Annotated in this window: 21 protein-coding genes; 18 read left to right on the forward strand and 3 right to left on the reverse strand. The window is 43.2% G+C overall.

Going from position 1 to position 23,174, the window contains the following annotated elements; all coding sequences use genetic code 11:
* Positions 1–49 precede the first annotated feature (49 nt).
* The 16 genes from AC1RNB_RS13725 to AC1RNB_RS13800 all read left to right on the forward strand — a co-directional run bounded on the left by AC1RNB_RS13725 (position 50) and on the right by AC1RNB_RS13800 (position 19,975).
* Complete coding sequence (locus AC1RNB_RS13725; protein ID WP_493083662.1) at positions 50–3,268, forward strand: efflux RND transporter permease subunit; 3,219 nt, start codon at positions 50–52, stop codon at positions 3,266–3,268.
* A gap of 170 nt (positions 3,269–3,438) precedes the next feature.
* The gene (locus AC1RNB_RS13730) at positions 3,439–4,089 is read left to right on the forward strand and encodes a class I SAM-dependent methyltransferase (protein WP_493083664.1); all 651 of its coding nucleotides are present in this window, start codon (positions 3,439–3,441) and stop codon (positions 4,087–4,089) included.
* A gap of 15 nt (positions 4,090–4,104) precedes the next feature.
* On the forward strand, positions 4,105–4,395 hold the full coding sequence (locus tag AC1RNB_RS13735; RefSeq protein ID WP_493083666.1) for a hypothetical protein: 291 nt from the start codon (positions 4,105–4,107) through the stop codon (positions 4,393–4,395).
* 178 nt (positions 4,396–4,573) lie between these two features.
* Entirely contained in the window at positions 4,574–5,161 is a 588-nt protein-coding gene (locus tag AC1RNB_RS13740) for a MerC domain-containing protein (protein WP_493083668.1), read from the forward strand.
* A 191-nt stretch (positions 5,162–5,352) separates the two neighbouring features.
* Entirely contained in the window at positions 5,353–5,586 is a 234-nt protein-coding gene (locus AC1RNB_RS13745; RefSeq protein WP_493083670.1) for a hypothetical protein, read from the forward strand.
* A gap of 77 nt (positions 5,587–5,663) precedes the next feature.
* Positions 5,664–5,987, forward strand: a complete 324-nt coding sequence (locus AC1RNB_RS13750; protein ID WP_493083867.1) for a DUF6660 family protein — start codon at positions 5,664–5,666, stop codon at positions 5,985–5,987.
* A gap of 282 nt (positions 5,988–6,269) precedes the next feature.
* On the forward strand, positions 6,270–10,646 hold the full coding sequence (locus AC1RNB_RS13755) for a CusA/CzcA family heavy metal efflux RND transporter (RefSeq protein ID WP_493083671.1): 4,377 nt from the start codon (positions 6,270–6,272) through the stop codon (positions 10,644–10,646).
* Positions 10,647–10,658: 12 nt separating this feature from the next.
* Positions 10,659–11,849, forward strand: coding sequence for an efflux RND transporter periplasmic adaptor subunit (locus AC1RNB_RS13760; RefSeq protein ID WP_493083673.1), 1,191 nt, complete (start codon positions 10,659–10,661; stop codon positions 11,847–11,849).
* Between the two features lie 22 nt (positions 11,850–11,871).
* Positions 11,872–12,285, forward strand: a complete 414-nt coding sequence (locus tag AC1RNB_RS13765) for a SpoIIAA family protein (protein WP_493083675.1) — start codon at positions 11,872–11,874, stop codon at positions 12,283–12,285.
* A gap of 1 nt (position 12,286) precedes the next feature.
* Positions 12,287–14,488 (forward strand): bifunctional SulP family inorganic anion transporter/carbonic anhydrase, encoded by a 2,202-nt coding sequence (locus AC1RNB_RS13770; RefSeq protein ID WP_493083677.1) that lies wholly within the window; start codon positions 12,287–12,289, stop codon positions 14,486–14,488.
* 11 nt (positions 14,489–14,499) lie between these two features.
* Positions 14,500–14,967, forward strand: coding sequence for an MgtC/SapB family protein (locus tag AC1RNB_RS13775; protein WP_493083679.1), 468 nt, complete (start codon positions 14,500–14,502; stop codon positions 14,965–14,967).
* A 33-nt stretch (positions 14,968–15,000) separates the two neighbouring features.
* Entirely contained in the window at positions 15,001–15,678 is a 678-nt protein-coding gene (locus AC1RNB_RS13780; protein ID WP_493083681.1) for a DUF1345 domain-containing protein, read from the forward strand.
* 33 nt (positions 15,679–15,711) lie between these two features.
* Entirely contained in the window at positions 15,712–15,936 is a 225-nt protein-coding gene (locus AC1RNB_RS13785; protein WP_493083682.1) for a hypothetical protein, read from the forward strand.
* A complete protein-coding gene (locus tag AC1RNB_RS13790) occupies positions 15,911–17,227 on the forward strand; it encodes an Nramp family divalent metal transporter (protein ID WP_493083684.1) in 1,317 nt (438 codons plus the stop codon). Before AC1RNB_RS13785 ends, AC1RNB_RS13790 begins: the two co-directional genes overlap by 26 nt.
* A gap of 26 nt (positions 17,228–17,253) precedes the next feature.
* Positions 17,254–17,868: a hypothetical protein gene (locus AC1RNB_RS13795; RefSeq protein WP_493083686.1), complete on the forward strand. Its 615-nt coding sequence runs from the start codon at positions 17,254–17,256 to the stop codon at positions 17,866–17,868.
* Positions 17,869–17,878: 10 nt separating this feature from the next.
* Positions 17,879–19,975, forward strand: a complete 2,097-nt coding sequence (locus AC1RNB_RS13800; protein WP_493083688.1) for a heavy metal translocating P-type ATPase — start codon at positions 17,879–17,881, stop codon at positions 19,973–19,975.
* 214 nt (positions 19,976–20,189) lie between these two features.
* Here AC1RNB_RS13800 and AC1RNB_RS13805 read toward each other — a convergent pair whose 3' ends face one another.
* Positions 20,190–20,801 (reverse strand): hypothetical protein, encoded by a 612-nt coding sequence (locus AC1RNB_RS13805; protein ID WP_493083689.1) that lies wholly within the window; start codon positions 20,799–20,801, stop codon positions 20,190–20,192.
* A 5-nt stretch (positions 20,802–20,806) separates the two neighbouring features.
* Positions 20,807–21,445 (reverse strand): hypothetical protein, encoded by a 639-nt coding sequence (locus AC1RNB_RS13810; RefSeq protein WP_305267496.1) that lies wholly within the window; start codon positions 21,443–21,445, stop codon positions 20,807–20,809.
* Positions 21,446–21,659: 214 nt separating this feature from the next.
* On the opposite strand from AC1RNB_RS13810, the gene AC1RNB_RS13815 reads away from it, so the two are divergent.
* Both AC1RNB_RS13815 and AC1RNB_RS13820 read left to right on the forward strand, forming a co-directional pair.
* Entirely contained in the window at positions 21,660–21,965 is a 306-nt protein-coding gene (locus AC1RNB_RS13815; protein ID WP_493083691.1) for a hypothetical protein, read from the forward strand.
* A 289-nt stretch (positions 21,966–22,254) separates the two neighbouring features.
* Positions 22,255–22,512 carry a hypothetical protein gene (locus AC1RNB_RS13820; RefSeq protein ID WP_493083693.1) on the forward strand — a complete coding sequence of 86 codons (258 nt, stop codon included), beginning with the start codon at positions 22,255–22,257 and terminating at the stop codon, positions 22,510–22,512.
* A 166-nt stretch (positions 22,513–22,678) separates the two neighbouring features.
* Here the strand turns inward: AC1RNB_RS13820 and AC1RNB_RS13825 are convergent, their stop codons facing one another.
* Positions 22,679–23,125 carry a hypothetical protein gene (locus tag AC1RNB_RS13825; protein WP_305267502.1) on the reverse strand — a complete coding sequence of 149 codons (447 nt, stop codon included), beginning with the start codon at positions 23,123–23,125 and terminating at the stop codon, positions 22,679–22,681.
* Positions 23,126–23,174: the final 49 nt, after the last annotated feature.

A 23,174-nucleotide genomic window follows, 5' to 3' on the forward strand; every position in this document is an offset into this window, starting at 1 on the left:
GAAAAAATTAAATCGGTTCAGAAAAAATAACAGGATAAATAATTAAACTATGCTTAATAAAATAATTCAATTTTCATTACGTAACCGTTTGTTTGTAGTTGCCTCTGCAGCGCTGTTGATGGTGTACGGGGTAATTACACTTATCAATTTGCCGGTAGATGTATTGCCCGATTTAAACCGGCCCAGGGTAACCATATTTTTAGAAGCCAATGGTATGGCACCTGAAGAAATCGAAGCACAGGTAACACTGCCGGTTGAAACTTCTTTAAATGGCGCTCCCGGTGTAGAAGTAGTACGTTCTGTTGCCAGTCCGGGGCTGGGGCTTGTGTTTGTTGAATTTGACTGGAGTACAGATGTGTACCGTGCCCGCCAGTTAACTGCCGAAAAATTGCAAACAGTTCAATTACCCAATAAAATTGTTCCGGTAATGGGGCCCATTAGCTCTGTGATGGGGCAGTTTATGATGGTGGCCGTTACAGGTGATTCCACATCGCCTGCTGATATCAGGACATTGAGTGATTTTACCATTAGAAGAAGGTTGATGAGTATTAAGGGGGTAAGCCAGGTAATACCAATTGGTGGTGAAAGAATGCAGTACCAGGTATTGATATCTCCTGAAAAAATGCGCCAATACAATGTTTCTATCAATGAAATTGACAACGCTTTGCAGGCAACCAATCTTAACTCAACCGGAGGGTTTGTCGATGACAATAAAGGAAGTGAGGTGCTGGTGAGAAATATTGCCAGGGCAAATTCTTTAGAAGATCTAGCCAGCACGGTAATCAGTAATAAAGACAATGCTCCTGTTTTATTAAAGCAGGTTGCTGAATTAAAATTTGGAGGTCCTATTAAAAGAGGAGATGGTTCGTTGAATGGTAAGCCGGCAGTAATCCTTAGTATTGAAAAGCAGCCAGGTGCCAATACAGTTACTTTAACAGCGGAAATTATCAAAGCGTTAGATGATATAAAAAAATCAATACCCAAAGACGTAAAAATTAATACTGATGTGTTTCAGCAAAAACATTTTATAGAAAACTCCCTTAGCAATGTGGAAGAAGCATTGAGGGATGGTTTTATCCTTGTGGTTATTATTCTTTTTTTGTTTTTAATGAATTTCCGGACCACTATTATTACTCTTACGGCCATTCCTTTGTCGTTAATTATTACGGCAATTATTTTTAAAATGTTTGGTATTTCCATCAACACTTTAACGTTGGGTGGATTAGCTATTGCTATTGGTGAGCTGGTGGATGATGCGATTGTGGATGTAGAAAATGTTTTCCGACGATTAAAAGAAAATTGGGCACTTCCCGAACCAAGACCTTTGTCAAAAGTGATTTATGAAGCCAGCAGCGAAGTAAGAAACTCTATTGTGTATGCGACCATCATTGTAGTGCTCGTGTTTCTGCCGCTGTTTTATATGCAGGGTATTGAAGGTAAAATATTTGCGCCCCTTGGCATTGCCTATATCACATCAATTGTCGCATCCCTCGCAGTTTCATTAACAGTAACTCCGGCTTTGTGCAGTTATTTGTTGGGCAAAAAGAAATATTTGCAGCACGTTAATCTTGCTTTCTGGAAAAAGAAAAAAGAATATACGGAGCACCAGATTTTAGACCATACTCCTGCCAGTGATACAGAGGCTGCCATGCTTGCTTCATCACATGATGATAGCTCGTTTGTAAAATTTTTAAAGCGACAGGATATTAAACTATTAAAAAGGGGATTAAAACATCCTAAAATAGTTATTGGTATTGCTATTGCTTTAATAGTCTCTGCCATAGCCATTGTACCTTTTTTTGGTACTGAGTTTTTGCCACCGTTTAATGAAGGAAGTTTTACCATCAACCTTTCATTACCTGCCAGTACTTCACTTACTGAAGCCAATAAAGTTGGCAGTATAGCTGAACAGGAGATATTAAAAGTAAATGGAGTTTTGCTAACCGCACGACGTACCGGACGTGCTGAATTAGATGAACATGCTGAGCCCCCAAGCAATTCAGAAATTGAGGTTGCCATAAAACCGGCAGATGTTAAAAGAAGAGATATAATATTAGCTGAAATTCGAAAAAGACTTTCAGTTCTTCAGGGCGTAACAGTAAATATTGGTCAGCCCATTTCACACCGGTTAGACCACTTGCTTTCAGGTGTCAGGGCACAGGTAGCTATCAAAATATTTGGTAATGACCTTGCAGATTTAAGAAGTAATGCGGCACAATTGAAAGAGATTGTAAGCACAGTGCCGGGCGTAGTAGACTTACAGGTGGAAAAGCAAGTATTGGTACCTCAGCTTATCGTTAAGATTGACCGGCAGGCGGTACAGCGCTACGGATTACAGGCAGGCAAAGTAGCAGAGGATATTGAAATATTCTATAATGGTAAAATAAGCAGCCAGATACTGGATGGTATTAAAAGCTTTGACATTGTACTGCGTACTACAGATAGTACCCGAAAAAATTTAGATGAAATAAAGAATACACAAATATCCTTGCCTAACGGCTCATTGATACCCTTGCAGCAAATTGCAAAAATAGAAATTGAAAACGGTGTTAATTCCGTCTATCATGAAAATACCTTGCGGAGAATAGTGGTAAGTGCCAATGTACAGGGCAGGGATTTAGGAACTACAGTAAAAGAAATGCAGCAAAAAGTAAATGCGCAATTGAAACTGCCGCAAGGATATTTTTTACAATGGGGTGGCCAGTTTGAAAGCCAGCAATCAGCATCAAAACTGATAGGCATCTTAAGCATATTTTCTTTCCTGGGAATTTTTCTGGTATTATTCAGTCATTTTAAATCATCAAGAATTGTGCTGCAGATAATGCTGAATATTCCATTGGCTTTAATAGGAAGTGTAATTGCAGTAATGCTGACTGGCGGGGTGTTTTCTATTGCAACGCTTGTTGGTTTTATCACGCTCACAGGTATAGCTTCAAGAAACGGAATTATGATGATTTCGCATTATATCCATTTGGTACAGCACGAGGGGGAAGCTTTTGGGGACAAAATGATTATCCGTGGTTCTTTGGAAAGATTAGTGCCTGTGCTGATGACTGCATTGGTTGCAGCTTTGGCTTTAATACCATTAACCCTGGATGCAACTGCCCCCGGCAAAGAAATACTATATCCTGTTGCTACAGTTATCTTAGGTGGGTTAATCAGTTCTACCTTATTGGATATGATTGTTACGCCTGTTGTATTTAAAATGTTTGGAGAAAAGGCAATAAAAAAATATTTGGAAGAGCAAGGGAAGAAAGAATTTGAATAAACATATTGGTAAAGTTAAAAACAAAGAAAAACCACATGGGTCGGAGCCCTGCTTTTAGTTTCCTTATTTATAATGAAACGTTTTTGGAGCAGGGTTTCCGTACCCACCAATTAAAAATTTAGTTTAAGCAAGGGTTATGCCTTATTTAATTTTACAAATGAGTTCCTGTAATGAGTAGAACAAAATACATATCGGCACTTCGCTTCAAATGGTTAACTCCATTGTATGATTATTTTCTGGGAATTACCATGCCGGAGGCAAAAATTAAAAAGTGCCTGATTGAATTCGCATCAATCAACATGGAGGCAAAAATATTAGATTTTGGTTGCGGAACTGGCACCTTAACTATAATGATAAAAGAATTTCTGCCCGAAGCAAATGTTAGTGGTATAGATGTTGATATACAAATATTGAATAAAGCAATTGCTAAAGCTGAACAAGAGGGGCTAGATATTTTTCTGATTGATTATGATGGCTCCAATTTCCCATTTCCGCACAACAGGTTTGACAATATTGTATCCTGCCTTGTTTTTCACCATTTAGATACAGATAAGAAACGCCAAATATTAGGTGAGTGTTTTCATGTATTAAAACAAGGAGGAAAATTAACCATTGCTGACTTTGGACGTTCAAGGTCATGGGTGCAACGTTTACAATTCAACATCATTCGTGGATTGGATGGTTTTAAATCAACAGATGCAAATGCAAAAGGGTTACTGCCCAAATTAATCGCAGATTCAGGGTTTGAAAATGTAACTATTAAAAAACGTTTCAAAACTATGTTTGGTGAAGTTCAAATTATTATTGCCGAAAAAATTTAAACATAAATAAATAGTATGCTGATAAAGAAAATTTATTTCCTACTTTTAAAGGTTGCAACTGCGTTTGCAGTAAAGGCAAAAGAAAAATCTGATTCAGGTATAGTATTCGGAATTTTAACAGGTAGCCCCGTTTTAAATGGCTGCCTGTCGGTTTCATCTCCAGCATCATTCATTAAAATGACAGTACAAAACATAATCAACGAAGTAATTAATTTTAACTCTGAAGAACAAAGATTTTCAAAATGCAAGATTTCAACTGAAGCGAGAATATGTTTTAGTAGCAGGGAAATGAAATTAAAATTTTGATTTTTGCAGATTACAAAGTCTTTTAGCTATATTTTCCGCTAACATGTGCTTAAACAAATATAAAATCAGAGTGAATAAAATAAACATCACCCAACTTACAGTCCTAAACATTAAGGAATCGATAAAAGTTTACAATATACATAGCATTAGCAATTCAACGAAAAAATACCTAATAACGATGATATTTAAAAATTTAAAAAATGTTGACAAATTTGGTACTACAGGATTATTTCTAACAGCAATATTTTCACCCTGTTGTTTCCCGCTTTTTGCATTTGCAGCATCTGCCCTTGGATTGGGTAGTGCGGAACTTTTTGGTGGCTGGACGATGTGGATTTTTCAGGCTATGGTATTGGTATCAATACTTGGGCTTTATATTTCTTACCGAAAACATGGATGTTTGTATCCATTATTCGTGGCCGTTCCCAGTGGGCTTCTCATTTTTTATACATATCATTTTAATGATAACGACAATTGGATATATTTTCTCTACGCCGGAATGTTTGGGATGTTGGCTGCAACCATCTGGAATTTTCAAAGGAATAGGCTTCAAAAAGCAATTGAAATTGTATTGCGGTCCACCATTACCTGTCCGAAATGCGGGCATTCTAAAGAAGAAATAATGCCAACGAATGCATGTACTTTTTTTTACGAATGCGAAAACTGTAAAAGACGATTAAAACCACGACAAGGGGACTGTTGTGTTTTTTGCAGCTATGGAACAATGAAATGTCCGCCAATGCAAGTGGGATATAATTGTTGTTAACCGCCTAGTTGGCCCTTAATGCCGTCTGGATGATGACAAATATTAAATAATCTTTTTCGGTTGTATGTCTTGTCCTAAAATAGCTTTACAATCAATTCTGGTACGAGGGGGTGAACGAAATCGGATTTTGCACCCAGGTATAGATTTTAAGTGCAGGCATGCTTTTTTCTTCTGTTCTGTATACCAAATGTATGGATGGGATTAAAATGGAAAAATGGCGGACTTCTTTTGAAAAAGGGGTATCAGGACTAAAGGCCAATTATGAATCACTTTTACTGCCTAAGAGCTTTGAAGAGACCTTTACTTTGCAAACTGACGAAACCAAGCATACTTTTTACCTGGAGCTCGATTCGGACCTCCCTACTGATATACAGGACAGGTTGGAAAAACTCCTATTAGAAACAGAGCCTGAGGATTCGATATAATGAAATTGCAACCATATTGTGAATTTTTACCCTATCTATTAAATTGTTTTGCCGATAAACACCTACTTTTGCACCTGATGCGTATTACCGTTTTCATATTAGCCTTTATTGTCTTGGGACTGAGCCTTCTCCCGTGCGCAGACAGGGGAAATGCTATGAGAAGTGGAAAGGCAAAAACAGAACTCGCTACCCAAACCAACCACCAAGAAAACCAAGGCGATAATGATCTTTGCCCACCGTTTTGCCATTGCGGTTGCTGCGCCAATGTATTCATCAAAACCAGTTTACTCTCTTTGGAAATGCCACCGCAGATTTACATTAACAAAATACCTTCTTATTTACCTGGCGCTATCACCGGTATTTCCCTGCCCATCTGGCAGCCTCCACAGTTACTAGCTTAATTATTTCTAATTGCTGTGCGGTGAACCGCGCGGAATTCTACCGTTCCTAATGGACGGTATATTATCTTTTATCAGTATCCAACCAATGTGGTTATGGCTCAGTCAAAGCCGCTACGCCGCAAGCAGAAAATTGTTTATAGCAAAATAAAGGCCCCGGTTAAACAGAAATGGATTCGAATTACCAGATCCATTACGATTGTTGTGCTGTCAATTGTTCTGCTGCTAGCTATGGCGGGTATGTTGTTGAAATACTTTCATCTGATTTCAAATCATTTATAGGTCATGTTAAATAAGATCATAGATTTTTCTGTCAAGAATAAATTAGTCGTCGGCATTTTCACCTTTGCGCTCATTATATGGGGCGTAATGTCTCTAAACAAACTTCCGATCGATGCGGTTCCTGACATCACCAATAACCAGGTACAGATCATCACAGTTAGTCCGTCACTGGCCGCCCAGGAAGTAGAGCAGCTCATTTCTTACCCGGTGGAACAAACCATGTCCCTGATTCCGGAAATACAGGAGGTTCGCTCTATCTCCCGCTTTGGGCTTTCAGTAGTTACGGTCATCTTTCATGATGACGCAAATATTTACTGGGCTCGCCAGCAGGTAGCAGAAAGACTGCCGGAAGCCCGGAGTAAAATACCGGAAGGTACAGGTGAACCTGAAATGTCACCCATCTCTACCGGACTTGGCGAAATATACCAATATGTAATCCATCCCAAGAAGGGCTTTGAAAATAAATATAATGCCACCGATCTGCGCACTTTGCAGGATTGGTATGTAAGAAGGCAACTGCTCGGTACACCCGGCATCGCTGAGGTCAATAGTTTCGGTGGTTTCTTAAAACAATACGAGATCGCCCTGAACATAAACCAGACACGCAGTTACAATATTTCCATAGGGGACATATTTACCGCGCTAGAAAAAAACAACCAGAATACCGGTGGTTCTTACATTGATAAAAAACCAAATGCTTATTTTATTCGGAGTGAGGGTCTCATTACCAACCTCGGTGATATTGAACGCATCGTGGTGAAAAAAACCCAAACCGGTTTCCCGGTTACCATTCGCGACATTGCAACCGTCGGTTTTGGGGCAGCCAATCGTTATGGGGCATTAACGCGAAACGATCGTGAAGCTGTTGGAGGAATTGTTATGATGCTAAAAGGCAGTAATTCCAGCGAAGTGGTAAAAAGAGTCAAAGAAAAAGTCTTACAGATACAGAAAACCCTTCCTGAAGGCGTGGTACTCGAAGCCTTCCTTGACCGCAGTGAATTTGTAGGCAGGGCGATCGACACGGTTAAGAAAAATCTCATTGAAGGAGCGCTGATCGTCATATTTGTACTCGTGGTTTTCCTGGGTAATATCCGCTCAGGCTTGATCGTTGCCTCCGTGATTCCACTGGCCATGCTCTTTGCCATTTCGCTGATGAATCTCTTTGGCGTATCGGGAAACCTCATGAGCCTTGGCGCCATTGATTTCGGGTTGATCGTAGATGGAGCGGTCATTATCGTGGAAGCGACCATGCATCACCTTGCCAGCCGTAAAGAGGGCAGAATTGACCAGGCGGAGATGGATCGCGAGGTGGGCTCGTCGGCAAAAAAAATGATGAACTCGGCAGCATTCGGGCAGATCATAATATTTATAGTTTACATGCCTATCCTGGCACTGGTAGGCATAGAAGGTAAAATGTTCCGGCCAATGGCGCAGACCGTTTCTTTTGCTATCCTTGGCGCCTTCCTGCTGTCACTGACTTATGTTCCCATGATGAGTGCGTTATTTCTCAGCAAAAACATAAAACATAAACGAAATCTCTCAGATAAGATGATGGATTTCCTCCATCGTATTTATACACCTGTGCTCAGAGGCGCTTTGCGCATGAAAAAAATAGTGGTACTGATCGCAGTTTCTCTGATGGTTATTGCTTTTTTCGTGTTCTCTAAATTGGGTGGAGAATTTCTCCCGCAATTGGAAGAAGGCGACCTGGCGGTTGAAACAAGGTTGTTGACGGGAAGTTCCCTAAGCCAGACTGTTGAAAAAATAACCCAGGCTTCCAATATACTCACCAAAGAATTTCCGGAAGTGAAAGAAGTAATTGGTAAACTCGGTGCATCTGAAATACCTACTGATCCCATGCCTATCGAAGCTGGAGACATCACTATTATTCTTAAACCCAAAAAAGAATGGGTGAGCGCAAGTACACGCGAAGAGTTGGCTGAGAAAATGAAAAAAGCGCTGGAAAGAATCCCCGGTGTAAGTTTTGGTTTCTCACAGCCCATACAACTTCGTTTTAATGAGCTTATCTCGGGAGTGCGCCAGGACGTGGGCATTAAAATATTCGGGGAAGACATGCAGGTGCTTGCCGAACTGGCTAAAAAGATCGGTAGTATCGTTCCCACAGTCAAAGGTGCAGAGGACCTGTACGTAGAACAGGTGGGTGGTCTGCCACAGATCTCAGTTAAGCTAGACCGTGACAAGATCGCACAGTTTGGTCTTAACGTATCCGATATCAACCAGGTAATTAATACAGCCTTTGCCGGTGGCAAGGCCGGTACCGTATTTGAAGGAGAGAAGCGGTTTGATCTTGTTATCCGCTTACAACAGGCCGAACGCCAAGGCATCGAAGATGTACGCAGACTCTTTGTAATGGCTGCTGACGGAACGCAGGTTCCGCTCGAACAGGTGGCAGATATCAACCTTGTATTAGGACCCAACCAGGTGCAGCGCGAACAGGCGCAACGCAGGATCATTGTTGGTTTTAACGTTCGTGGAAGAGACATCGCTTCAGTAGTAGAAGAAATGCAGCTGAAAATTGACCAGAAGATCAAAATGCCTGTGGGTTATTACATTACTTACGGTGGTCAGTTTAAGAACCTGGAAGAAGCTAAAAAAAGGCTGTCCATAGCAGTACCGGTAGCATTGGGGCTTATCCTTCTGTTACTGTATTTCGCATTTGGCTCCTTTAAATATTCTTTACTCATATTCACTGCGATCCCGATGTCAGCCATCGGCGGAGTGTTCGCACTGCTGATCCGCGGCATGCCTTTCAGTATTTCAGCCGGTGTAGGTTTTATCGCCCTCTTTGGCGTAGCCGTACTGAACGGGATCGTTCTTATCTCGGAATTCAACCGGCTTAAAAAAACTGGACTAACCAATTTAAATGATATCATAATGAAGGGAACCGCTATCCGATTGCGTCCGGTACTCATGACTGCAGCAGTGGCTTCACTTGGTTTCCTGCCTATGGCACTTTCATCCGGTGCCGGTGGCGAGGTACAAAAGCCGCTTGCGACAGTTGTGATTGGTGGGCTGCTATCTGCAACCCTGCTCACACTCATTGTACTGCCTGTGCTTTACACTTTCTTTGAAAGGTTCGGCAAAGGTAAAGAGCCCAAAAAAGTGACGGCGGTAGTGACCATGTTGTTATTGTTCTTGGGCGGTTCAGCTACAGTGAATGCACAGGTGCCGGCTACTGCCACCAATACAAGGATCAACCTTCAGTCGGCCATAAGCCGTTCGCTGGATGCCAACCCTAACATCAGGGCGGGCAACCTTAACATCGATTACCAGCAGGCACTCAAAGGGGCGGCAAAAGATATCGGAAAAACAAATATCACCTTAACGCTGGGCCAGTATAACAGTCCGATCGTGTACGACAACAATATCACCATTACGCAGAACATCCCCAACCCTGTGTACTTAAAACGACTTTCGGACCTCAGCGATGCATCGATCGATGCCAGTCGCTTACAGGTGGGCATCTATAAAAATCAGGTAACCTACCAGGTCAAAAGCCTATACTATCGGTTGATTTACCGGCAGGAACAGCGCAGGCTTAACGATACACTGGTTAGCTTATATGAGCGGGTACTCAAAGCAGCTGACACCCGTTTTACGGCTGGTGAAACCAATATCCTGGAGAAATACAACGCCAATACCCAACTCCAGGAAGCCATCGCGCAGAGCAATCAACTTAGTGAACAGATCAGGACTGATCTCGGACAATTGGCCAGTTTTACTTTCGACTCAAGCCTCAGCGGGATAGCAGATACACTACTGGTAGAAAAACACCTAGTAATGAATCTGGATTCAGGCATGCTCAGCAATAACCCCGAGTTGCAGACTCTCCGGTCACAAATCGCCGTTGCGGAAAAGGAAATCAGCGTGGAAAAGAGTAAACTCCTGCCTGATTTTAACGTGGGCTATTTTAATCAGTCACTGGTAGGCACTTACGATGTAAACGGATCTCCTAAATATTATGGTGCAGGTAAACGTTTCCAGGGCATTGAAGCAGGAATCAGCATACCGATTTTTGCCCGCCCCCAGAAAGCGCGGATACGTGCGGCCGAGATCAACCGGCAGCGAAGGGAAGCTGAAGTCCAGGCGTTTTATTTCAGCCTTTCACAAAGAGGGTCATTACTCCTTTCCGACCTAAGGCGAATTACAATTCAGCTGAATTATTACCGCAAAACGGCACTTCCCCAGGCACAGCTGCTCATACGTACCTCGCAGCGCGCATTTGAAGCCGGAGAAATGGATTACTACCAGTTATCTCAATCACTGAACAATGCAAACAGTGTCCGCCGCCAATACATCGAATTATTGAATCAATACAACCAGTCAGCGATCGAACTGGAATTAATTACCGGCTTATAAATTTTTATTACCATGCGCAAAACACTTTATGCTATAACACTCGCCCTTTCTTTTTTCTTTACGGCCTGCTCTTCCAAAAAAGAAGAGGTCCCGGCAGAAAAGGCTGTGGAACACAACCCTGATGTGGTTGAATTTACCAATGAGCAGTTTCAGACCGTAGGGGTGCGTTTCGGAGGCCTGATCACCACCAACTTAAGCAACTACATCAAAGCATCCGGCACCATTGATGTACCGCCGCAGGATATGGTCAGCATCACTTCTCCATACGGTGGAACGATCAGGAGCACCACTGTCATCGAAGGAAAATACATGAAGAAAGGCGAACTGATCGCCACCATTGAAAATCCGGAGTTTGTTCAGGTGCAGCAGGATTATTTGGAAACCAGCAGCCAGCTCAGTTTTTTACAGCAGGATCTTACAAGACAGGAAGAACTGGTGAAAGAAAACATCGCAGCGCGCAAATCGTTACAGAAAGCAACGAGTGAATACAACACCATGAATGCGAGGCTTGAGGGCTTGAAGGCCAGGCTGCGAATCATGAACATTAACCCGTCCAGCGTTAAGGCCGGTAATTTTACTTCCGTAACCCGTATCTATGCCCCGACCAACGGCTACATTACCCACGTATATTCCAACGTCGGCAAATTCATCGGACCCAACGAATTGATGGCTGATATGGCCAATACCAATAACATCATGATCAGGGTTAAAGTGTTTGAAAAAGACTTGCCGAATATAAAACTCGGGCAAAAGGTACGCTTCCGTGCCACCGGTGACAGCGTAGAACGTACGGCCAAAGTATTCCTGATTGGTAAAGACATCGATACCGACCGGACCGTGGAAGTGCATGCCGCTATTGAAAGATTAACCAGCAATATGCTGCCCGGTATGTTCGTCAATGCCATCGTTGAAATCGGTACGTCCAGCACACCAGCTTTGCCGCAGGCTGCGGTCGTGCCTTCAGGTGGAAAGCATTACATTTTTGTGGAGGAGCCATCCAAACAGGGAGACCAAACCGCAAAAACGGCTGACAGTGAAAAACATCATTCATTCAGAAGAGTGGAAGTGGGGATTGGCGTAACGGAGAACGGGTTTACGGCTGTTATCCTGCCTGAAAAATTTGACACCAACAGGAAGATCGTCATCAAGGGCGCTTATGACCTTTTGTCTAAAATGAATAATTCGGAAGAGGAAGAAGATTGATCAAATGTAAACCTCTTAAGTGATGCTACAACTGCTTGAATTTACGCATAAAAACATCATCGCTACCCGCGCAGACAGCATGTTGAGCGCTGCCGGGTATGCGAAGATCCTTCCGCTTGTTCATAACATAGAAAGCGGGGGAGAGAAAGTGAGGTGGTATTTTGAAATTAATGACAACGCTGTTACGGACGAAAGTTTTTTCCTGAACATTCAGCCGCCAGATGGTTATGATTACGCGACTGCATTTCCGCGCGTTGCGGCGATGGAAAGAATAGCAATTGTGGCACCCGAAAAATGGCAGGTGTTTTTATTTGTGATGATAAAAAAACTTGCACCGGAAGCAGACATCCAATGCTTTGCGCTGGCGGACCACAAAAAGGCGATGCAATGGATCGAAGCAGAAAAACCTTGTAACGTAAACGCCTTAAAAATATGAAATGATAACACCTAACATAAAATATGATCTGCCCGCAGGCCTCGTTGTCTTCCTTGTGGCGTTACCACTCTGCCTGGGCATCGCCCTTGCATCCGGCGCGCCGCTGCTATCCGGAATTATTTCCGGCATCATCGGAGGGGTTGTCGTCGGCTCACTCAGCGGCTCTTCCACCAGCGTAAGCGGGCCCGCTGCAGGACTTGCCGCTGTTGTACTGGCGGCCATTACCAAACTTGGTGGTTTTGAAATTTTTTCTGCTGCACTTTTCATTGCCGGATTCCTGCAGTTGCTGTGTGGATTGCTGAAAGGGGGATTTATTGCAAACTACATCCCCTCCAACGTCATCAAAGGTTTATTGGCAGCGATCGGGATCCTCCTTATCCTAAAGCAGGTGCCACAGGCATTGGGATACGACAATACGCACCAGGATGATTTCTCTTTTGTACAGGCCAATGGTGAAAACACTTTCTCTCACCTGTTCAATACTTTTTTTCACATTACACCTGGTGTTTTCCTGATCAGCCTGGTATCTGTGGCAGTGCTGGTTTTATGGGATAAAACGCCATTGAAAAGATTCCGCTTTTTACCGTCTTCGTTATTCGTGGTGGTATTGGGTATCGGTATCAACTGGCTGTTTGGTGCCGCATTCCCCCAATTGTATTTGCGGCAGGATCACCTGGTGAACCTGCCAGCAACCAGCCTGTCTGATCTGCAAACATTTTTCAGACTTCCTTCGCTGGCGGTGTTTGGCAATTACCAGGTATGGTTGACTGCTGTCACACTGGCAATCGTGGCTTCGCTGGAAACGCTTCTGAACCTGGAGGCGGTTGATAATATAGACCCCCACAAGCGTGAATCTCCGCCAAACCGTGAACTCTTTGCCCAAGGTGTCGGTAACATGCTGGCAGGGCTGGTTGGCGGTTTGCCGGTTACATCTGTTATCGTGCGTAGTTCCGTTAACATTGGTGCCGGAGCGCAGTCTAAACTTTCTGCGATCACCCACGGGGTTTTACTGCTGGTAGCTATTTTAATGCTGAGCCCTTTTATCAACCTGATCCCTCTTTCCTCGCTGGCAGCGATACTGATTGTTACAGGGTATAAACTCGCAAAAATATCCCTGATCAAATCCATGTTTGCCAAAGGCTGGAACCAGTTCATCCCTTTTATCGCCACCATCGCAGCCATTATTCTAACCGATCTGTTGATAGGTATTGTGATAGGACTGGCGGTCAGTTTGTTTTACCTGTTAAAGAGCAACTACCAGAATCCTTTTACCATTGAAAAGGGTCTTGTCTACAGCACCGCTGAAATAATGAGAATGGAACTTCCCAGCCAGGTTTCGTTTTTAAACAAGGCCAGTATCAAATCCACTCTTTGGAGTGTGCCCCACAATGGCAGCGTTGTCATTGATGCCAGCAACGCCGATTTTATCGACAACGATGTACTGGAACTGATCACCGATTTTAAAAACGTGATTGCGCCTGAACGTAATATCAGGCTCAATCTACTGGGTGTGAAAGAGGTGTACCGATTATCAGATCACATACAATTCGTTAATGTACTGGACCGGCAGGCACAGGAAAAACTACAGCCACATGATATCCTGCGGCTTCTTACCGAAGGTAATGACCGGTTCATACTAGGTCAGGGCAAAGAGAAATATTACCGGCACCAGGTGAACGCAACTTCTTCAGGACAGTTCCCAATGGCTGTCGTTGTAAGCTGTATTGATTCGAGAATTTCTTCTGAGCTCATATTCGATGCAAACTTAGGGGACATCATTTCCATACGCATAGCGGGAAATATAGTAAGCCGGGAAATACTGGGCAGCATCGAATTATCGGTACGGGAAATCGGCGCGAAGCTGATTGTGGTGATGGGGCATTCCAACTGCGGTGCCGTCGGAGCCGCCATACACGCTCTCACCGGAGGTAATATTGATTCGGTTACGCAAAAAATACAGCCTGCGGTTGATCGCATCCGTATGGCGGGGGTTCCGGAAGATATGTTTGTCCAGAGCGTTACTTCACTCAACATACAAAATTCAGTTGATGAGATTTTGACCAACAGCAATTTCTTACGCGAAAAAGTCAACAAAGGAGAATGCGCGATCGTTCCGGCTTTCTATAATACCGCGACCGGCGAAGTGTTGTTTGGAGAAACGGGCAACAGCCCTCAGGCAAATCAACATTCAAAGAAAAATTAAATGCAAAGCATATGGACATCGGATTTGAACTCATCATTATTGTAAAACTGCTGGTCTCGTTCCTGCTTGGCGCGCTGATCGGTTATGACAGGGAAATACATGGCAGCGATGCGGGCATCCGCACTTATGCTGCCGTGTGCATCGGCTCTGCATTGTTTACCGCCATCGCATGTCATCTCACGGGAGATCCTGCTGCGCCATCCAGGGTGATTGCCAACATTGTGACAGGCGTAGGTTTTCTTGGTGCCGGAATCATTTACCGTAACAACAGTGCAGGCACTTCTCACGGGCTGACCACCGCGGCAACGGTTTGGTGTACGGCTGCCGTAGGAGTGGCTATAGGTCTTGATATGTATATCATAGCGTTGGCCGGCGCGTTGACTTTGTATTTTCTTTTATCACTGCATCACCAGAAATGGTATATCCAATGGAAGAAAAAAATGGTCAGAAGAGCAGGTAATCATAAGGAGGCAGAATAAAAGCATTCACCCTAACTCATGCGAACATCAACGATGAAAAAGATAAGATACAGGAAATTGAAACATACCAGCGGGATAACCAAACTGTTGTTTGCTGTTTCGATGGCAGCCATTGTTTTTTTCCTCTTAGAGCTAACCAACATGGAAATGCAATGCCGAATCATCCTTGCATGGGACGCATTCTCGATCACCATGATCGGGCTTAGCTGGGCGCTTTTCTTTTCAACAGGGGAGAAGGAGCTATGCGATGTGGTAGCTGTACAGGATGAGGGATTAAAAGTAATTTTTACGATAGTACTGGTGGCGCTTTGCTTCAGTGTTTTTGCTACGCTCCTGCTGCTGAGCCAACAGTCAGAGCCTTCGATCAATAAAATACTGTACATGATCATCACGCTGTCGCCGGTGTTTTTGTCATGGGTATTGCTGCATACCATTTTTACCGTCCGCTATGCGCACCTGTACCACGATCATAATTCACTGGCAACGGGAAGCAATGTGGGCGGTATCTGCTTCCCGTCCAAAGAAGCGCCGGACTATGTAGACTTCGCTTACTTCTCTTTTGTGATCGGGATGACCTTCCAGGTTTCTGATGTGCAGGTTGAATCAAGGGTGATCAGGCGCTTTGTGCTGATGCACAGTCTTATTTCATTTGTGTTTAATACAATCATTGTGGCTTTGACGATCAACACCATTGCTGGATTTGGAAAGTAGTATGTATGCAGGTAAACCATTAAAACAGGCAGCGTGAAGAAATATTTTTATTGTGTTGAAGCATTGATCGTTGCGTGTGTGGCAACCAATGTTTATTCCTTTTTTCACCGGCCTTTTTTCAGGTCAGGATTTTCGACAGCGGTAAATATTTTGACGCCGCTGGCGGTGTTCGTGTATTTGAGAATTGCATTTGTCAAAAATAAAAACGCACAGAAAAAGCGTCGCGAAGGCTATGAAAAAATATTCAGCAAAAATTAGTAAGTTTTTTAAAGCCCTGGGGCCAGGGCTGATCACCGGTGCCAGTGATGACGATCCGTCGGGTATCGCCACCTATTCCCAGGCGGGCGCGAAATTCGGCCTTGCGACCCTATGGGCTTCGCTGATCACTTTCCCGCTGATGGCAGCGATCCAAGAAATGTGCGCCCGCATCGGCATTATGACTTCGGTTGGATTGACCACAACACTTAAGAAACATTATTCCAAACCGATACTTTACCTGATGCTTCTCTTCAGTGTCCCAGCGATCATCCTAAATATTGGGGCAGATATCGCGGGCATGGGTGCGGTCGCAAACCTGATCTTTCCTTCGGTATCACCTCTTTTATTCAGCGTTTTGTTTACTGCGGTTCTGATTGTTATGATAGTCTACCTTCCTTACCAAAAGATCGTGTCTGTCCTGAAATACCTTTGCCTTTCCTTATTCCTGTACATAGCTGTTCCGTTTTTTACGCACCCTGACTGGGGAGCAGTCTTTAAAAACACGTTTGTCCCTACCATCCATTTCAATAAAGAGTTTGTTGAAATACTGGTTGCTATTTTAGGTACAACCATATCGCCTTATCTTTTTTTCTGGCAAGTTACCATGGAAGCCGAAGATGTCAAATCTTCCAGGCAGCTCATACTTGCCAGAAATAAAATTGCCCGAAGGGATGAGGACACCGAAGTGTCAGAGACAAAAACAAAGAACTTCCTCAGCTTGCTGATTGCTAAAATGCGGCTCGACGTAAACTTGGGAATGCTGCTGTCTAACCTGGTTATGTTTTTTATCATCCTTGCCACCGGCACGGCGTTGTTTACAAATGGAATTACACAAATAGATACAGTAGAACAAGCGGCTAAGGCATTGGAGCCGGTGGCAGGAAAAGCTTCCTACCTGATATTTACCATTGGCGTAATCGGAACCGGCTTTCTTGCTATACCAGTCTTAAGTGGATCTCTCTCCTACATTGTATCTGAAACGTTCGGTTGGAAGGGAAATCTGGATGCAAAATTTTACCAGGCCAAACCCTTTTACATTGTTATCATCATTTCACTTTTGCTTGGGCTTTCCATTAACTACTTTGGCATCAGCCCAATCAAGGCACTATTGTATACAGCCATTCTGTATGGATTAACTTCGCCTATACTGATCGCGATTGTACTGCATATATCCAATAATAAAAAGATCATGAAAGACAATACAAATAGTAAGCTATCCAACGTACTTGGATGGCTTACCATGATACTAATGTCAGTGGCTGCTATTGCACTGATTTATTTACAGTTTTAAAAGGGCGAAGGAGGATAAATAAACCCATGTTCAGTATTCTTATCGGAAGTTTTTTATTGAGTGTTCTGCATGCCATTATACCAAATCACTGGCTGCCGGTGCTTGCTATAGGCAGAAGGGAAAAATGGTCAATTGCTGAAACTTCCAGAGTGACGCTGGTGGCAGCGCTGGCGCACGGGCTGAGCACGGTAATGATCGGGGTGTTACTCGGCTTTTTAGGTAACTCTATGGCACAAAAAATAAATCATTTTACACACCTGATGGCTCCCATCATTTTCCTCTCACTCGGAACTTTCTTTATCTACCGCCATCACCGGCACAAACATTTTCAACTCTCGGATATACCGCAGAAAATCTATAGCAAAAATCGTATCATTATTGCGCTGGTACTGGCTATGTTTTTCTCCCCATGCATGGAGATCGAGGCTTATTTTCTGATGGCTGGCACCCAGTCCCGATGGTTGGTGGTAGTAATAGCTATCATGTATGTGGTTATTACAGCAGCAGGCATGACATGGCTGGTATCGCGTGCATATAAGGGACTACTGAAACTTAACTGGCATGCATTGGAACACAATGCTGGCATCATCACCGGCATCACACTTATCATAACAGGCATACTATCATTTTTTATTTTTTAAATTTAATACCATGGCAAAAGATCGTTACAACACGCAGGATGATCAGCAAGCTAAAAAATCACCTGAACAAGAGAGTATAGAAAGGATTGCCGTACCAGAAGGCAAGATAGAGGAACATAGCGAAGATGACGGACATGACCACAGTGAAAAAAAACACACTGAAGACGATGGCCACTATCACGGGGATGAAGAGGAGCATAGTGATGATGATGGGCATGATCACGGAGGAGCAGAAACTACGGGCTGGAGATCCCACTGGGATCTTCTGCTGGCGTTGGCTATACTGGCAGTACTGATGGTACTGAAATTCGGTTTTAAATATGTTCCATCCCCAACACCTGATCTTATTATCAACCTCGCAGCTTACCTGCTGGCAGGATGGCGCGTGCTGGACATGGCATGGCGCAAAGCAAAGCGGGCAGATTTTTTCAACGAATTTTTTCTCATGTCGGTTGCAACTATCGGTGCGTTCGTTATTGGTTCCTACAGTGAGGGGGTTGCGGTAATGGTGTTCTACTGTATAGGGGAATGGTTCCAGGATGCAGCGGTCGCTAACGCTAAAAAAAGCATTAAAGCACTGCTGGATGTGCGCCCCGATAAAGTATCGGTTCTGCGTAACGGCAACCCACTGGAAGTGTCGCCTGCAGAAGTGCAGGTCGGGGAATCCATACAGGCAAAACCAGGGGAAAAAGTAGCCCTCGATGGTGAACTGATTTCTGAAAGTGCTTCCTTCAATACCGCAGCGCTCACAGGAGAAAGCAAGCCTGATACCAAACGCAAAGGGGAAGCAGTGCTAGCTGGTATGATCAACCTCAACGGCGTTGCCGAAATCAAAGTGACCGCGCTTTTCAAAGACAGTAAACTCAGCCGCATTCTTGAAATGGTGCAGGATGCAACCGCGCGTAAATCACAGACTCAACTCTTTATTTCGAAATTTGCCAAAGTATATACGCCCATCGTATTCCTGCTAGCGCTTGGTGTATGCCTGGTGCCTTACTTTTTTGTAGACAACTATGTATTTCAGACCTGGTTTTACCGCTCGTTGGTGTTCCTGGTAATCAGTTGTCCTTGCGCATTGGTAGTATCCATTCCCTTGGGTTACTTTGGCGGTATCGGTCTTGCATCCCGGCACGGGATACTGTTCAAAGGCGGAAATTTCCTGGATGTTATGACAAAGATCAATACCATCGTCATGGATAAGACAGGCACGCTGACCAAGGGTGTTTTTAAAGTTCAGAAAATTCAACCGCAGGATATGTCGGAAGACGAACTGGTAAAGTTGACTGCCGCTGTTGAAGTAAATTCCACCCACCCGGTTGCCAAAGCGGTTTCAGACTATGCAAAGGAGAAGGGAGACCTCGCAAAAGCAACGGATATCGAAGAGATAGCGGGCCACGGTCTGAAAGGCAAAGTGGATGGCAAAGAAGTACTTGCGGGTAATGTTAAGCTGCTTAAAAAATTTAATATCAGCTATCCCGCAGAAATCGAATCTATTGCAGATACCATTGTAACGGTGAGTGTGAACGGTAAATATGCCGGTTATATAACCATCGCTGACGAGATCAAAGAGGATGCAGCAGCCGCGGTCAAAGCCATGCATGAACTCAACATCAAAACAGTGATGCTATCCGGAGACAAGCAGGCTGTGGTAGACAATGTTGCTAAACAGATAGGTATCGACGAAGCATACGGAGACCTTTTACCGGAAGGGAAAGTAGAAAAGGTGCAGGCACTGAAAAACGAAGGCAGGCATATTGCATTTGCAGGTGATGGAGTCAATGACGCACCTGTGGTAGCGCTAGCTGATGCGGGTATTGCGATGGGGGGCCTGGGCAGTGACGCGACAATTGAAACAGCAGACGTGGTGATTCAGAACGACCAGCCCATGCGTATAGTGGTAGCGATAAAAATTGGAAAGATTACCCGCAAGATAGTATGGCAGAATATCATTCTGGCCATGGTTGTAAAAGTGATCGTGCTGATTCTGGGGGCCGGTGGTATTGCTACTTTATGGGAAGCCGTAATTGCAGACGTAGGGGTTGCGTTACTGGCGATCTTAAATGCAGTAAGAATACAGCGGATTAAATTTGATGACACGCAGCCGTGATAAAATAATGGGATTAATGCAAAAAAAATGCGGGCATAAAGTCCGCATTTTTTTTGACATGTACTTTTAAAATTTTAAGACATCAGGCTTGCCATTCCCATAAGAGAGGCAAGTACGATCACGCATTTGTAACAATATGTTCTGTTCATTATAATTGATTTTAGTCGATGTTGAAGATACGAAAGAAGTGCTGGTTGGATATGTTAAATCTGCCTTAGTGAATGAAAAAGCTCGCCACACCCACCAGCACAAGCAGCAGGGCAGTTATTTTTTTCCTGCCGGTATCACTATACTTTGCGTAAAACCCGCCGGCCCATTTGCTGGCTAGCAACGTCATCAGCACTACTCCCGAAATATTAACCATGGCATAAAACATGGCAAGCAGTAAAATATTATTTAAACCATAATCCGCGGCCGCGATAAAAAGATCATGCACTTCCAAGCAGGGAGAGAGCAGCATCATCAGAAAAATGGCCACTATCCATACCTTCCCTATGCGCCTTTCCTGTTCATAACTTTCATCTGTCTGTCCCATTCTGATTGCAATCAGAAAATAAGCCACGCCGAATAGGATTAGTACAATCGGTGCCGCGAGGTGCAGGTATAGCTCATAAGTATGGGAGAGTTTAGTTCCCGCTACTCCAAATGAAATACCCAGCAGTAAAGTTCCCATGACGTGCGCACAGGCGCATACACATGCCATCAGCTCCAGGCGCTGTTTGGTCCAGCTTTCCGACTTGCTTAAAGCGGAAAGCGGAAGCCAGTGATTCGGTATAAGCGCCTGGATCAGCGCCAGAAAGATGGTGTTAATCAATAGTTGAAGCATTGCACTTATTTAATAGTGTTTAACGAGGCAAGCTTTTCTATTTCATTATTGTTGTCTTTAATGAGCTTGACAGCGATATCCCGAAGATAAGAGTCCTTTCCTGTCTTAAGGTACGAACGGGCTATCATGATTTCACTTTTTTCAATGAGGACCGACATTTTAAGAGATAGTTGATCATCTGACCCTGAATGAGCGATTTTCTCAAAATCATTTTCCGACATGGGAATTTTATACAAAAGTTGATGGGGCTTTTGTACGCTGGTGTCTTTGATTACAATTTTGGAAAGAGCACCAATTAATTTATAACTGCGTGAGATTATATCACCTGCTAACACGACTGGGCCCTCCCGACCTCCTACCGATAGCTCAACATTTGCGATATCGATCAATGCCTTTCGGTGTATAGTGATTAATTTGATAAAAGCAATCTCTGTATTTACTGCCTTTTCCGCATCTTTCAGTTCATGCGTGAGCTTGTCGGTAAAACCGATAATGGTTCCCATGTGATGCGAGGTGTCAGGCTTTTGATTTTTTGCTTTTATGTCTACAGTATCCGGCTCAGGCCCATGAATGTTGTGGTCCGACGTGTCGTGACAGGAAAATAAAAAGCCAACATATAAACATACAAGAAGCCCCCGGATCATGGCATTGTTTTTTTTACAAATTTACTATCTGTAAATATACCAATGTTAGTCCGTTTAAATTGTTTAAATTTGAGAATATTTTTACGAAAGATTAGGCCTCTTTTACCCTTGATTCTCTATTTAGATTGCACATGAAACAGCAAACTGTTACTGTCATAGGCGCATTTCTATTTACTGCAGTAATTCTATTATTGGGCTATATTGATTTTGGTTTTTGGACCGCGTTGATTTTTACCCAGGTTTTTTCGGCGGTTATTTGTTGTGGATCTTCGTAGCGGGAAAGCCATCATTTGCTTACATACGTGTTTCGTTTTGGGTATCATTTTCTTTATTCATCACGCATAGGGTTGAAGAAAAGATTTACGGTTTTTTTGATCGTCTTTCGGATATTACCGGCGTTAAAACACCCGCTATTTCCTCTTGGCCTGTAATACTGCTCGTGCTGCTTTCTGTAGTTGCCTGGGTTGCTATTCCTGTTCTTGTAAAAAAGGGGCATGCATTTGGTTATTATCTGGCATGAACATTTTTTGCTGCTATGGGAATTACAGAGCTTGCCCATTTTATTTTTCCTTTTTTTACCGGGCAACCGTACGGTTATTTCCCTTGGATGGCCAGTGTTTTGCTACTCGCACCTGTTGCCTGGTGGGGAATGTACAGGCTTTCACGAAAAAACCAAAGATCCAACTGATCAACAATTGTTTGATTCTTTTTTTTCGATAGTGAAGAAACCACCCTGTTACACCGTAATTAAAATTGAAATAAAATGGGAATAGAACTTGAATTAATTATTTTGCTCATCATACAAGTTTTTGGAAATTCCTTTTTTTGCCAAATTTGAAATTGAAACTCCTGCCTGGAAAAAACTCTTGAAATGGTTGCTGATCGATACGATAACTCTTGGGCTGTATTACATTATTGCCCACTATGCAATTATTCTCCCTTTTGTATTAATTGCAGCTGGAACTATTATTCATTTTAGAATCTGCCGCAAGAATGGCATAGATCCATTGAATGCCACCCCACGCAAAAAATATTATAATCTTAGGGGATGGAAGTGGGTCGAGTAAAATGAACGCTTTAAAACAGAGTAAGGATTACATTTAACAGTGGCAGTCAATGTGGATACCACCCCGGATTCACTTAGTCTATAACTTTGCCGAAAATCAATTCTTGCGGCCTGCACAGTTAAGTAATTTCTATTGTACTTTAACTCCGTAACAATACTGATCTGAATCACTTAAACATCTCATAAGAAACACCCAACATTTTTTTGCCGTCATAAAACGCAGAACTGTACAAATTGCCTTTTCGATAAATGAGAGATACATACGGGTCATGCACTTTGCTTAAATCTTTGTGTGTCTCTTTCGCATCTTTATTAAATCCTGTCTGGGATATATAAAATATCAATTCAACTGTTTTGTTTTTTGTAAGCGTTTCTTTTTCATTCCCTGAAATGTATGCAAGGATTTTCTTCCTGACTTCTACACTGTCTGGTAGGTCAATATGTCCATCAAGTAGGAAATGTTTAACAGGAAGAGAATCAGCCGATGAGCCTGTCAAGTGACTTCTGCCAGAGTCAATCGGGAAGATCTCAAATTGAGTATACTGCGAGTCACAGGCATTCAACAAGCAAGCCGTCAAGATTGTAAAAAAAAGTGAAAATGTATTTTTTATCATGCTTTGATTTCTAATACAAGGTACTCTATAAACGACAATAACCGCACTG

The sequence above is a fragment of the Sediminibacterium sp. GW821-FHT12F12 genome (genome assembly GCF_058806635.1).

Excerpts from the sequence above, each read along its gene's own strand:
- AC1RNB_RS13805 (WP_493083689.1), bottom strand. The coding sequence starts at position 20,801 with ATGCTTCAACTATTGATTAACACCATCTTTCTGGCGCTGATCCAGGCG.
- AC1RNB_RS13780 (WP_493083681.1), top strand. The coding sequence starts at position 15,001 with ATGAAAAAGATAAGATACAGGAAATTGAAACATACCAGCGGGATAACC.
- AC1RNB_RS13750 (WP_493083867.1), top strand. The coding sequence starts at position 5,664 with ATGCGTATTACCGTTTTCATATTAGCCTTTATTGTCTTGGGACTGAGC.
- AC1RNB_RS13725 (WP_493083662.1), top strand. The coding sequence starts at position 50 with ATGCTTAATAAAATAATTCAATTTTCATTACGTAACCGTTTGTTTGTA.
- AC1RNB_RS13730 (WP_493083664.1), top strand. The coding sequence starts at position 3,439 with ATGAGTAGAACAAAATACATATCGGCACTTCGCTTCAAATGGTTAACT.
- AC1RNB_RS13760 (WP_493083673.1), top strand. The coding sequence starts at position 10,659 with ATGCGCAAAACACTTTATGCTATAACACTCGCCCTTTCTTTTTTCTTT.
- AC1RNB_RS13740 (WP_493083668.1), top strand. The coding sequence starts at position 4,574 with ATGATATTTAAAAATTTAAAAAATGTTGACAAATTTGGTACTACAGGA.
- AC1RNB_RS13825 (WP_305267502.1), bottom strand. The coding sequence starts at position 23,125 with ATGATAAAAAATACATTTTCACTTTTTTTTACAATCTTGACGGCTTGC.
- AC1RNB_RS13810 (WP_305267496.1), bottom strand. The coding sequence starts at position 21,445 with ATGATCCGGGGGCTTCTTGTATGTTTATATGTTGGCTTTTTATTTTCC.
- AC1RNB_RS13745 (WP_493083670.1), top strand. The coding sequence starts at position 5,353 with ATGGATGGGATTAAAATGGAAAAATGGCGGACTTCTTTTGAAAAAGGG.
- AC1RNB_RS13770 (WP_493083677.1), top strand. The coding sequence starts at position 12,287 with ATGATAACACCTAACATAAAATATGATCTGCCCGCAGGCCTCGTTGTC.
- AC1RNB_RS13755 (WP_493083671.1), top strand. The coding sequence starts at position 6,270 with ATGTTAAATAAGATCATAGATTTTTCTGTCAAGAATAAATTAGTCGTC.
- AC1RNB_RS13775 (WP_493083679.1), top strand. The coding sequence starts at position 14,500 with ATGGACATCGGATTTGAACTCATCATTATTGTAAAACTGCTGGTCTCG.
- AC1RNB_RS13735 (WP_493083666.1), top strand. The coding sequence starts at position 4,105 with ATGCTGATAAAGAAAATTTATTTCCTACTTTTAAAGGTTGCAACTGCG.
- AC1RNB_RS13800 (WP_493083688.1), top strand. The coding sequence starts at position 17,879 with ATGGCAAAAGATCGTTACAACACGCAGGATGATCAGCAAGCTAAAAAA.
- AC1RNB_RS13765 (WP_493083675.1), top strand. The coding sequence starts at position 11,872 with ATGCTACAACTGCTTGAATTTACGCATAAAAACATCATCGCTACCCGC.
- AC1RNB_RS13790 (WP_493083684.1), top strand. The coding sequence starts at position 15,911 with ATGAAAAAATATTCAGCAAAAATTAGTAAGTTTTTTAAAGCCCTGGGG.
- AC1RNB_RS13795 (WP_493083686.1), top strand. The coding sequence starts at position 17,254 with ATGTTCAGTATTCTTATCGGAAGTTTTTTATTGAGTGTTCTGCATGCC.